1 pseudogene is annotated in these 253 nt (G+C 63.2%); it reads right to left on the reverse strand.

Annotated features, from left to right (window positions below):
- A pseudogene (locus tag AC0IW9_RS31340) lies at positions 1-253 on the reverse strand (CTP synthase); the annotation flags it as partial.

Here is a 253-nt window from a genome sequence, read left to right on the forward strand (position 1 = left end):
GCTCCGCGTCGATCCAGCGGACGTTGACCTTCACCTTGTTGGCGATGCCGCCGTGGACCAGCGCCTCGTTGAGCGACTTGTAGGCGTCCTGAAGGCCGACATATTTGCCGACGACGCCGACCGTCACCTCGCCCTCTGGGTTGGTCAGGCGATCGACGATCTCGGTCCAGCGGGACAATTCGGGCGGCGCACCGGGTTCGATGCCGAACGCCTTCAACACCTCCGAATCAAGTCCCTCGGCATGGTATTGGAG

The sequence above is a fragment of the Belnapia sp. AC561 genome (assembly GCF_979252845.1).